This window comes from Sediminibacterium sp. KACHI17, assembly GCF_040362915.1.
In the GTDB taxonomy this organism is placed as follows: Bacteria; Bacteroidota; Bacteroidia; order Chitinophagales; family Chitinophagaceae; genus Sediminibacterium.
In genome coordinates, this window is sequence record NZ_AP029612.1 from 2187014 (window position 1) to 2198717 (window position 11704).

Genomic DNA, 11704 nt, shown 5'->3' on the forward strand with positions numbered 1-11704 from the left:
GATTCAATTCTTTCAACCAGCATGACACACAATCATCAACCTATGAAGCAAACAAAGAAAGATATACGTTTTAGGTACGAAGTACATGTTTCTTATCCTTTATCCATTAAGGCAAATCTTATTTATAAAGAGGAAAAGGAATTTGAAAGTAAAATATTACTTGGGACCCACTGTTCATTCGATAAAGTATATAACTCAGACAGGAGTTTGCCTGAATTTTCAGTACACATCCATAATAATTCAAAGATTGATTACAGAGTATACATGAATCTGTTTATACAAGATCAACCTGTTTTATTCAGAGAAGTCATTGTTAATAATGGCAGTGAGTTTGATACCTTTCATTTAAATATTCCTTTGGATGTATTCAAAAAATACACCCGTCGAATAGATAAAAATTTGCTTTTTAATACGATCAAAAGAACGCTGCTTCCTATAAAATTCTGGTAGGGAGCTAAAACTCTACTATCAATCCGAAAGTAGGAGTGATCTGTACTTCTGCATTTGATAAGATCAAAGGAATGGCATTGCTTCCATTGGCTGCAATAGGTTGACCATTCGTAGTAAGAAAGGCCGTATTATCCGCATTACGCTGGAAAGTATATTGTGGTACTCCACTGATCTTTGAGCCATACCAATTCGTAACATCAATGAACACATTGAGTGTTGTTTTTCGATAGTTCCATTTTTTATCGATACGAATATCACTTGAATTAAATGCCGGCAAACGATTAGCATTAAAGCGGGAATAATCCAGAATACCTGTTCCAACACTCAGATAATTCAATTGAGAAGCAGTCAGATCAAACGGTGTCAAAGGTGCAGCACCTTGATAACGGAACTTGATACCCAGCTCCCAGTTACGCGGCAATTTATATCCGGCTGTGATGCTTAAAAGTTGTCCATTATCCCAACCCGCCGGTAAATAAACACCGTTGCGATTGGTAAACTCTGATTTGTACAAAGTATAACTGAGGATACCAAAGAATCGTTTAGTGAGTTTTTTCTGCATGAAAATTTCCATACCATAAGCTCTTCCTTTGCCCGACTGCACCACTGCCTCATTACCGATACTGCCAAACTCTGTTCCCTTATTTGCTAAACTGATCCCTTCTAAAATACTTACAGGATAATCAGTGTAGTTTTTATAAAACCCTTCAACGGTTAAACGAAATGTACTACTGGGAATATATTCAACACCAGCCACATAATGTGTGCTTTGGATATAGTTACCCGGATTGCTGACACCTCCATTTCTGAAAGCCAATTGTGTGTAAGAAGGGAGTTTATAGTAACGTCCCACACTTGCATTGATATTCCATTGACGTGCAACAGCATAGCTCAGTGATACACGCGGTGACAACTGATCGAATGGATTGGACTCGCTGGTGCTCAAACTGTTTGCATCCATTCTGATACCACCACTAATGGCCACTTTATCACGGAATATTTTTTTACTTCCCTGAATAAAAGCTCCGTATTTGATAAAATCTGTATTGCTATTGGCAAAGATCCTGACTTCCGGTTGAATGATATTTCCATTCTGATCACGTAGTTCTTTTCTGAAAAGATTGTTGAACTGATTATTGAAATCAACATACTGCAACATCGCGCCATAACTGATCTTCCAACCGTTTGCACTGTTGGCGGTCATATCAAAGCGAAGTTTATTTTCGGTTTCGCGACTATCTGTTAACAGGGTTTGTGTTGCAGGAGATGGCTTTTCATTGTCTTCAAACTTCTCTACATTATTATTCAATGTATTTCTACTCAAAGCCAGGTTCCAGAATCCTTTTTTAGTGAGCTTGCGTAAGCTGGCGCCAATGGTATAGTTCCACTGATTGATGATAGGATTGCTATTGATCACATACAATTTCTCAGGCGTTGCGGATTTGGGTGCAGCAAATTTGAATTCATCAATCGCACCTAATCCCAGAAAACTTAAGGTAGTAGTAGGATTGATCTTAGTTGTTGTCTTGAATTGAAAGTCCCAGTAATTCGGCCTGATCGGCAGATCGATGGCTTGAAACAACAGCTGTAAATAACTTCTTCTTACAGAAGCGAGATATGTGGTTTTCTTATCCATCGGACCGTCCAATGTCAATGCCAGTTCCGTTGCACTCAGTATCACATTCCCTTGTGTTCTCTTATCATTCCCCGATTTTTGTCTGAACTGTAAAACACTGCTCAATGCATTGTCATAGCGCGCATCGAATGCGCTGGTACTGAGTTTCACTTCTTCAATAAAATTTGCATTTAGAATACCTTGTGGTCCGCCACCACTTCCTTGTGTACCGAAGTGATTGATCACGGGTATTTCAACGCCATCTAAATAATATACATTTTCATTGGGAGCTCCTCCACGAATGATGATATCATTACGGAAGCCGCCGCCACCAACACCACCACCTACACCGGGAAGCGATTGAACAACTTTACTGATGTCAAAGTTTCCGCCCGGATTTCTTTTGATCTCTTCTGTGGTCATTTTTTGAACACTCAATGGCGTTTCTATACTGGCGGCTCTGGCTGTAGCTCTTCTTCCTGAAACGGTTACTTCAGCCAATGATGAAGCTGTAGGTTCTGCTTCCAGGGTGATCACATTGATATTTCCGTTGGTGATCAGAACATTATTCAGGTTCGAGGGTTTATATCCAAGGGTATTGATACTGATATTATAAGTACCCGGTGTCAAACCTATAAAACGAAAAGTACCTGTTGAGTCGGTAAGCGTATTTTTCCCCGAAGGAGATAGCAAAACCACTGCGCCAACAACCGGTCGCTGTGTATTTTTGTCAATAAGGGTTCCCGTCAAACTTCCTTGCTGAGTACCCTGAGCCTGTAAGTCAGACAAGAAAAGAGTAACTAATCCCAACCATAAAAGTGCTAAACGAAGTAACATATGCTTGCTTTTATTTCGAAAAACAAAGAAATAAAAAAATTGTTCAAAATTGAAATAATATTATTCCAAAATTGTAACTTTAATACATGAAGCCGATAGAACAATTATGGAAAAGCTTTGAAAATCAGCATCCAAAAGGGTCTCTGACAGATTTTGGCGTATGGCTGATCAAAAATGATACACCGGAAAAAGAGTCTGTCAAACAAAATACGGATCAGGAGAACAGTACTGCAAAGAAAAAAGTATCCGGCAAAATGACTTCTACGGATATGGTGGGGGTTTTCATTTCCAGACTCTACCGCTTTATTCGAATGGCCAGCAAAGATTTGTTGGCAAAACATGATATTGCATCCATTGATGAATTCGCTTTGCTCGCAACTTTATTGGTACACCCGGGTATGACTAAAACAGAATTATTGAAACAGAACCTGATGGAGATTACCACAGGCAGTGAAATGCTAAAGCGTTATGTTGCGAGAAAATGGCTACTGGAGCAACGAGATAAAAATGATAAAAGAATCACCAGGCTTTCATTGAGTGCAAAAGCACAGCATATTATGTTTGCATGCATGCAAACATTGGATGATATTGAAGACATCCTTCTGCCATTGAATTCAAAGGAACAAGAAACCCTGTACCATTTATTAGACAGGCTAGATGCATATCATTCAGAAAAACATCAGGTAAAGCAGGTGTCATCCATGATTTCCTGAAGCGGCTCAGTGTAATACAATATTTTGTTCCATGTCTTCTAATGCCACTCCTTTTGTTTCAGGCATCATCTTCCATACATATAGCAATTGAAGGAACATCATGAAGGCAAAAAAACCGAAGATGTAAGTCCCGGGAACATTGGCCGCAAAGAACGGAAACACCTGTGCTACCAATGCTGCAAACACCCAATGGGTCAGACATCCAAAAGATGTTCCACTGGCACGAACAGAGTTGGGAAACAATTCTGATAAGAACACCCAGATCACGGCTCCTTGTCCAACAGCATGTGCGGCAATGAACATAAATACATAATATACAATCATGGTTTTATCGGCTGCATTAAAAGAAATCGCTATCAGAGAGAGAGAAATGATATAACCAAGGGAACCAATATACATCAGCAGTTTTCGACCAAAGCGATCAATGAGATACCAGCCCGTTATTGTAAATACAAGGTTTACCACACCAATACCCACTGAAGATAACAACGCACCACTTCGTTCAATTCCCGCCATTTCAAAAACCTTGGGAGCAAAATAGATGATGGCATTGATACCTGACATTTGATTAAAAAAAGCGATCAAGAAAGCCAACATCAGAGGAACTATGAATTTTTTTGAGAACAAAGATTCCTTGGCCTTCGATACAGAATTTCGAATAGCATCGATCATGGCATCTGTTGCTTCACCGGTGATTGCCAATACTTTTTTTGCTGCTGCAGGATCATTCTTATATAGTACAAGCCATCTCGGTGTTTCCGGTGTAAACAACATCATCACTGAAAATAAAAGAGAGGGTATCGCTACAACGCCTAACATCCATCTCCAGTCATTTTCTCCGCCCAAGCCTTGCAATAAATAATTAGAAAAATAAGCTAGCAGAATTCCTGCCACTACATTCAACTGAAAAGAGATCACCATTCGTCCGCGATACTTAGGAGGTGCGATCTCTGAAATATAAACAGGTGCTACAACAGAAGAAGCACCAATACTTAATCCACTCAAAAAGCGAAAGACCATAAACGTATACACATCCTGTGCCAATGCTGCCCCAACTGATGTTACTAGAAATAAAATACCGATCCAGAACAAAGTCTTTTTTCTTCCGATACGATTGGCGGGAATATTTCCCAATGCTGCACCAAACACCGTTCCATACAATGCCATGGCAATAGCAGTTCCATGCATCCAATCACTTAAATTCCATAAAGATTGAATGGCTTGTTCAGCTCCTGAGATGACAGCTACGTCCAAACCAAATAATAATCCACCTAATCCTACCGTGATGGACCATAGAGCAAGCTTCTTATGCATAATCAGTTGTATTGACCACATAAGATACTATAAAAAATCATTGCAGATTCACGAAAGAGAAAAAGAAACGGAAGTCGTTTCTCTCAGATCATATCAAAAAAAGATCCGCCGATGGCGGATCCAGATATTCATTAGGGTTATAAAAACAAGTCAATAAAAATCCCCCCGGATAATAGCTGATCGTTCTTTATTTTCTGAATGAATAATTTCTATGGCGAAAGTACCCGTATGTATCCGATCTATAAAATCACTTCGATTAGGGATATCGATATGTATACCAAGAAACGAATTCAGTAGATAAAGCAATCATGACGATCATTTAGCCGGTGTAAGTATAATATTTCTATACTCAATCGGACCATGGTCACCTTGTAACATAATAGGTCCCGGTTCTCCTTCTTTACTATCTAAAGCACCACCTGTGATTCCTGGAATGATTTGATCAACGATGATGGCTTTTCCATTGGCCACCACAGTTACCCTGCGACCTATCAGCGTGATATCATAAGTCTGCCATTCACCCGGTGCTTTGGCAACCATTTCATTGGGTGTTAAAAACCCATAGATACCACCAAAATAAGTGGAAGAAGGTTCTTTACCGGCATTATCTTCTACCTGTACTTCATAGCGCCCGCGCAAATACACGCCGCTATTACTTCCTGCGGGATAACGAAATTCAATATGTAATTTGAAATCTGCGAATGCTTGATCGGTGATCAGATTCGTACCTGATTTAGCACTGGTCAATATGCCATTGATATTTTGCCATTGATTATTTTTTCCTTGTCCATGCCAACCACTCAGGTCTTTTGTATTCAATAAGGCGATGGGCTCTCCCCATACAACAGCATTGGTTCTTTTTAAGGATGGTGCTCTTACTCCTGTAAAAGTATAGGTCTTACCATTGCTCGCCTGAATGGTTCCCTGAAGTTGGTCATTTGCAAATGTTGCTTCTAAGACCATGTCTTTATCTGTTCTATCCCATTGTGGTGGAATTGAGAAGGTGATCTTTCCTTCTTTCACATGCACTTGTGCAATAGGTCTGGCACTACCGCCATCAGCAACAAATTGTCCAACCAATGTTTTTATACCAGACAATTTGATCTCCAACCAAGATGGTGCGATCCTATCACCCATATTCACAGTGAGGTCCCATCGACCAATGACGTCATTATCCGCCATTATTGTTTTCTTATAGGAAAATGCGGTAACAGTGATGAATGTTGCGGTGACGATCAATAACAGAAAAATGCGATTCATGTTTGTTTTCATATGGCGCTGTTTGAATGTTGAAGATAAGAAAGTATGTTTTGAGCTGCTATATAAGTCTGGATAAAATATATAACAGTCATTTTTTTGCAACGATCATCAATCCGTTCCCGCTGGTAACAGGCAGTATGAAATCCAATATCATACAAAGTAAAATGAGTGGGTAAAACAGAAGAAGAGATACTGACAAAATAATCTTCAAGGGTAATGAACAGGCATTAAAGAGAATCAGATGCGTATTGTATAATTCATTACTAATCTTACCAAAAAAGCCATAGGTGAGGGTCATGTCAGAGATCCTAAAACCATTGGAATCTAAAAGTTCCAATACCCTGTACTTTGTATATACTCTTTGATTGTTTTGAATGCGCTCATAATTTTCATACGTATTCAGTATCGTTCTATAGAAAGGAAGTATACTGGTATTGTTCACCGGAACATACAATAAAAGCTCACCATCTTTTTTCAAGGCAGTATATAGTGCATAGAGAGCAGCATGGTCATCTTTGCAATAAGGAAGCACTGATATACATAGAACAATATCATACACTTCTGTTTCTTGTAAAGATTCCAGCTCCTTTTGCTCAAAAACAGCATTGGCATAACCATTGACTTGTGCGTAGCTATTACAGAATGAAATATTACTATCTGCTCGATCAATCCCTTTGAAATGCGCATCTTTATAGGAGGCAACATAAGGGAGAAGAAATTGCCCTTCCCCACAGCCCGCATCAAGCAGATTAAATGAATGGGCTCTTGCAGCTAACATTTTTTGTAGTCGGCTTGTCAGATACCATTTACGAAGTTGTATCAGATAGTTGAATGTATAGATCAGGTGTATCCATCGAGGGTGTTTTAATAGCCATGTTGGATACTGATGTGTAAATACTTTTACCGGATCACCTTTTTTCAAGTCCAAGTTTTAGAAGTCCAATTTAAAGAGACGCTCTTAAAGAAAACAGTTTTGAGCATTTAAAATTAAAAGAGAGACCAACTTAACAGATGGTCTCTCTTTTTTATCCATGGGTCATGGTCTATGAACTATAAACTATCCACCCGCATACAGATCCCAGTTGATCTCAGATTGAGGGCGAGGGAATTGTTTGAAGATCGTTCCCTGATCAAATGAAGTAGGGATGGTATTGAGTCTGTCATATCTGCGCGCATCGATCCAGCGGTGACCCCAAGGTTCAGCCCACAGTGAATAACGACGCTGATACAAGATCTCATCGATCAAAGCGGCTTGTGTTGTAGCGCCACCATAGTTACCAATGTTTGCAGCATTGCGAATGATATTGATCGCATTAACGGCATCAGTGGTTTGGTTTAACTGTGCATGCGCTTCAGCTTTGATCAAGATCAATTCTTCATTTTTAATGAAAGGCATGGGTGAAGTATTGCTTGCCCATCTTTTATCCTGATGTGTTCCAACCAATGGCATCGCATCTGTGGTAATGGTCACCGGTGTAGCGCGCTGATGGAATTTAGCAGCAACACGTGCATCACCCGGTGTAGCATCTGCGAGAACGGAAGGATGAACAACGATGATGGTATTCACATTTGCATCCAATACATAAAACATCGGATTGAAACCATCCGGTGGTGCACCAAACGTGTGTGCTGGACCTACGCCCAAAGCACCGGTCAGGTTCATGAACGACAGGTTCAATGCAGTTAATGCACCTTGCCAATCTTTACGATAAATCGCGCAACGCGCTGCTATCGCTCTGTTCAATCTTTTCAAACCATCGATGGTATTAAAACCATTAAATCCGGCTGTTAGTGTGAATGGGAAAGTAGTACCACCATTATTCAGGTCATCATAACCTGCATTCAATAGTGAATCAACAAATCCCATTGCAGCAGTATAAGACCTGAAACCACCGGGTTTCAACGGATCTTTTACATCAGTACGGATACCGTTTTCATATTGCCAGTTGGCAGGAATCATGAATTGATATGCCATGATGGTTTTTGCAAAACCGGCAACCGCTCTTTTTTCAGGAGCCGTTAATTCACCGGAATTATTTGCAGCATCAATCAAAACATAGCCTTGTTTGATACACTGATAAGGTGTTGCATAAGATCCGCCACCTGTTGCACCAAATCCGAAGTAAGCAGCATCAGGTACACGACCTGCCTGACCTAACCAATCGGTTTGAAAGCGAGGATCAGAACCATTCAGGTACCATACTTCCCTTCCGAAAGTATTCCACGCCTGACAAATATTAGTGACATATCCTTTGTGTCTTTGTTCGAGACCGGTAACCAGAAACTGAACCTGGCGACGAGTAGCATTGTTCAACACACTCGCCTCACTTGGATTATTCGGATCAACCAGCTCTTTTACTTCCAGTGGGTTACATGCAAAATGAAATGCTGCAGCACCCGCTATTAATAGTATTTGAAGCTTTTTCATGTGTCTCTGTTTATTGATTTTAGTCACATGGAATTCGCCAAAAAATCAATTGATATCAACTTTCATCATGGCTCATTTCATGTGTTTGTGATTTAGAAGTCAATTTGTAAGTGAAAGAATAATCTTCTGGCTGTTGGATAAGGAGCCACATCTACGTTATTGGCAACAGCTTGTGCTCCAAATGTGGATGTTTCAGGATCGTAACCAACATATTTTGTTGCCAGGAAGACATTGTTTCCTGAGAAACCAACTCTTGCACGCTGAATCACTCTTCCGAATGTGCGGCTCAGGAATTCTTTTGGAACAGTATAGTACAAACCGATCTCACGTACTTTCAGGAAAGTAGCATCCTGTACCCAACGACCGGCATTGTTATACGGTGCTGGCGGACGCTGACGTCCATTCGGAATACCATCTTTGTTATCATCATCAAACCAACCTTTAGTAGTACCACCACCATCGGTCAGGAATGAAGTCAGGTTGATGTTATCACCACCACTACGGTATTCCATCAGGAAGTTCAGATCAAAATTTTTCAGGAAAGTAATGTTGTTTGACCAAGATGAAGTCCAATCAGGCTGCGCATTACCCCATACAGTAAATACACCCGGAGAAATTGCAGGAGTACCAACGATCGTAGTAGGTGCTACACCTTGCTGATACAGGAAGGTACCCAGTGCTGTACCGAATGCACCTGCTGTATAAGAAGGAATGCCCAGTCTTGTTAATACAACATCATTCTTCCACCACATCAAACGAGTAGACCATTTGATATTTTGTTTCTGAATCACGGTACCTGATAAAGCCAACTCAATACCCTTGTTTCTCATCTCTGCTTCATTGCTCAGCGTAGTTGCCACACCGGTTGAAGGAGAAAGATTCAGCGGCTGTAAGTTGTCTTTGGTTGTTTTGATGTAATAAGTTCCTTCAAACAAAATTTTGTTATTGAAGAAACCCGCATCTAAACCAAATTCAATTTCTTCCGCTCTTTCAGGTCTGATGTTTAAGTTTCCTACATTCACTGCAACAGTAGAACCCAGTAATCCACCGATGTTCACACCACCCAATGAAGTGAAAGTAGCACCAAAAGGAACAGGACCCGCTGTTTGACCATAAGCCACACGTGGTTTCAACTGTGTGATGGTGCGTGATTTCCAGAAATCAAAATTGGTCAGGTTCACAGCCAATGATGCTTTGGGAAATGCATAATATTTATTGGGATCTCCATTGGTATTGGATTTATCCCAACGGATACCTACTGTACCAATGATCTTATCTTCAAAATTCGCTTCCTGTTGTAAGAAGATACCCACGTCTCTTTGAGAGTTTTCAAACTGCGCTTCTACTTCTTGTACAGTTGCTTGTTTGATATTAGACTGTCCCGGAGCTAAACCACGACCACGGTTAAAGAGTCCATCGTTTTTAAAATCCAAACGAACCATACCGGCTTGTGTGGTCATGTTCACTTTTTTCAGTTCCCAGTTGTACACCATCGCAGCCTGGAAGTTGGTGTTCATGGTTTGTTGTCTACCTACGAGAACATCACCCGGATTCGCCTGTGCACGCTGGAATTGAAGATCATCCGGCAAATACACTTTGGTTGAATTCTGGAAGAAATCCAAACCACCATTGGCTTTGAATTTCAGCTGAGATCTTTCTGTACGCAGGAGGTTGATATCTAATCCGAATGATTGAATGAAACGATTCACCAAGGAATTGTTGACACCCTTATCGGTTACATGAACCGGATTCTCTGCGAAATAAGGATTCGCAGGATAGATACCATTTACTGGTCTCAGATCGAAATAATTGGGTACATAAGCGATGTTATAACCAATACTTGCACCGGAGTTGTTTTGGTTACCGGTGAAACCACGATCTGTATTGCTACGGCTGTAGTTAGAGTTCACCGTTAGCGTGATGTCTTTAGTGAGTTTGTGATCGATATTGGCACGAATCGATTGACGCTCAAAACCGGTTCTTCTCACAGTACCGCCTTCATCGGTCAGTGATCCTGAAATAAAGAATTTGGTTTTCTCATCACCACCACGAAGACTCAAACGGCTATTCAGCAGGGTCGCTGTGTTTCCGTAGAAATAATCTTCATAGTCGATAAATGTTCCTGAAGCAACTGCATTCTGATAACGTGTTAATTCGATCGGTCTTCTGGCAGCAGGAAAGAAGGTGTTGATCTTTGCTTCGCTCCAATTGTCAACACCCATCAATTTCAATGGAGTTGCAAAACCAATGTCTTGTGCAAAGCTGATCGTTGTTTTTCCGGCAGCACCTTTTTTAGTGTTGATCACCAATACCCCTGCATTTGCACGTGTACCGTACATAGCAGCTGCTGATGGTCCTTTCAATACTTCAATACTTTCAATGTCTGCAGGGTTGATATCTGCCAAACGGTTGGCACCATCATCCTGATTGGCAGCACCCGCACCGGTAACAGAGGCACGACCGGTACGCTGAAAGTCATTGCTGATATACACTCCATCCAATACGATGAGTGGCGCAGAAGCCTGTGTCAGACTTGATAAACCACGCAATTGAATGTTGATACCACCACCCGGAGCACCGGAGTTCATACGAATGGTAGCACCCGGAACTTTACCATACAGTGCTCCATCGGTTGTTTGAATCTGTGTAGTTCCTGTAAGGTCTCTGGCTGAAACAGTTGTCACCGCATTGGCAAGATTCGAACGTTTGATAGAAGAAGCCAGACCCGTGATCACCACTTCTTTCAGTGGATTGATCTCTTCTTCCATCATAATGTTTACGGTTGGTCTGTCTGCTGATACACTGATCTCTGTTGATTTATAACCAACATAATTCAGTACCAGCACGGCCGTTTTTCCTGCAGGTTTAATGGAGAAATTACCGCTCGCGTCGGTAGTGGTCACCTGTTTGGTGCCTTTGATAGTAACGGAAACCCCTGCAAGTGGATTCCCAGTTACGCTTTCTTTAACTGTGCCCGAGGCGGTAAAGCCCTGAGCGTCTGCATCTATCATCTTCATAAAGAAGAAGAACAGAAGCAGCGTTTTCAGTAGATAACGTTTCTGCATACTCAGCATTTTGTTTTGTGAA

General features: G+C 40.9%; 8 protein-coding genes. 2 read left to right on the top strand and 6 right to left on the bottom strand.

All coding sequences use genetic code 11. The annotated features are described in order from the left end of the window. The first annotated feature begins 42 nt into the window (after positions 1-42). Entirely contained in the window at positions 43-450 is a 408-nt protein-coding gene (locus tag ABXG83_RS09755; protein ID WP_353548671.1) for a hypothetical protein, read from the top strand. A gap of 4 nt (positions 451-454) precedes the next feature. Here the strand turns inward: ABXG83_RS09755 and ABXG83_RS09760 are convergent, their stop codons facing one another. Next, complete coding sequence (locus tag ABXG83_RS09760) at positions 455-2902, bottom strand: TonB-dependent receptor (protein WP_353548672.1); 2448 nt, start codon at positions 2900-2902, stop codon at positions 455-457. An 86-nt stretch (positions 2903-2988) separates the two neighbouring features. Here ABXG83_RS09760 and ABXG83_RS09765 point away from each other — a divergent pair, with 86 nt between their 5' ends. Then, positions 2989-3615 carry a MarR family winged helix-turn-helix transcriptional regulator gene (locus ABXG83_RS09765; RefSeq protein ID WP_353548673.1) on the top strand — a complete coding sequence of 209 codons (627 nt, stop codon included), beginning with the start codon at positions 2989-2991 and terminating at the stop codon, positions 3613-3615. Between the two features lie 6 nt (positions 3616-3621). Here ABXG83_RS09765 and ABXG83_RS09770 read toward each other — a convergent pair whose 3' ends face one another. From ABXG83_RS09770 to ABXG83_RS09790, 5 genes are all read right to left on the bottom strand, one after another. Next, entirely contained in the window at positions 3622-4929 is a 1308-nt protein-coding gene (locus ABXG83_RS09770) for a sugar porter family MFS transporter (RefSeq protein ID WP_353548674.1), read from the bottom strand. 315 nt (positions 4930-5244) lie between these two features. Continuing rightward, positions 5245-6201: a DUF1080 domain-containing protein gene (locus ABXG83_RS09775; RefSeq protein WP_353548675.1), complete on the bottom strand. Its 957-nt coding sequence runs from the start codon at positions 6199-6201 to the stop codon at positions 5245-5247. A 76-nt stretch (positions 6202-6277) separates the two neighbouring features. Further along, on the bottom strand, positions 6278-7111 hold the full coding sequence (locus tag ABXG83_RS09780) for a methyltransferase domain-containing protein (RefSeq protein ID WP_353548676.1): 834 nt from the start codon (positions 7109-7111) through the stop codon (positions 6278-6280). Between the two features lie 135 nt (positions 7112-7246). Further along, positions 7247-8617 carry a RagB/SusD family nutrient uptake outer membrane protein gene (locus ABXG83_RS09785; protein ID WP_353548677.1) on the bottom strand — a complete coding sequence of 457 codons (1371 nt, stop codon included), beginning with the start codon at positions 8615-8617 and terminating at the stop codon, positions 7247-7249. A 92-nt stretch (positions 8618-8709) separates the two neighbouring features. Further along, the gene (locus tag ABXG83_RS09790; RefSeq protein WP_353548678.1) at positions 8710-11682 is read right to left on the bottom strand and encodes a SusC/RagA family TonB-linked outer membrane protein; all 2973 of its coding nucleotides are present in this window, start codon (positions 11680-11682) and stop codon (positions 8710-8712) included. Between the last annotated feature and the right edge of the window lie 22 nt (positions 11683-11704).

Coding starts and splice junctions, on each gene's coding strand:
- ABXG83_RS09755 (WP_353548671.1), top strand. CDS start 43: ATGAAGCAAACAAAGAAAGATATACGTTTTAGGTACGAAGTACATGTT.
- ABXG83_RS09760 (WP_353548672.1), bottom strand. CDS start 2,902: ATGTTACTTCGTTTAGCACTTTTATGGTTGGGATTAGTTACTCTTTTC.
- ABXG83_RS09765 (WP_353548673.1), top strand. CDS start 2,989: ATGAAGCCGATAGAACAATTATGGAAAAGCTTTGAAAATCAGCATCCA.
- ABXG83_RS09770 (WP_353548674.1), bottom strand. CDS start 4,929: ATGCATAAGAAGCTTGCTCTATGGTCCATCACGGTAGGATTAGGTGGA.
- ABXG83_RS09775 (WP_353548675.1), bottom strand. CDS start 6,201: ATGAAAACAAACATGAATCGCATTTTTCTGTTATTGATCGTCACCGCA.
- ABXG83_RS09785 (WP_353548677.1), bottom strand. CDS start 8,617: ATGAAAAAGCTTCAAATACTATTAATAGCGGGTGCTGCAGCATTTCAT.
- ABXG83_RS09790 (WP_353548678.1), bottom strand. CDS start 11,682: ATGCAGAAACGTTATCTACTGAAAACGCTGCTTCTGTTCTTCTTCTTT.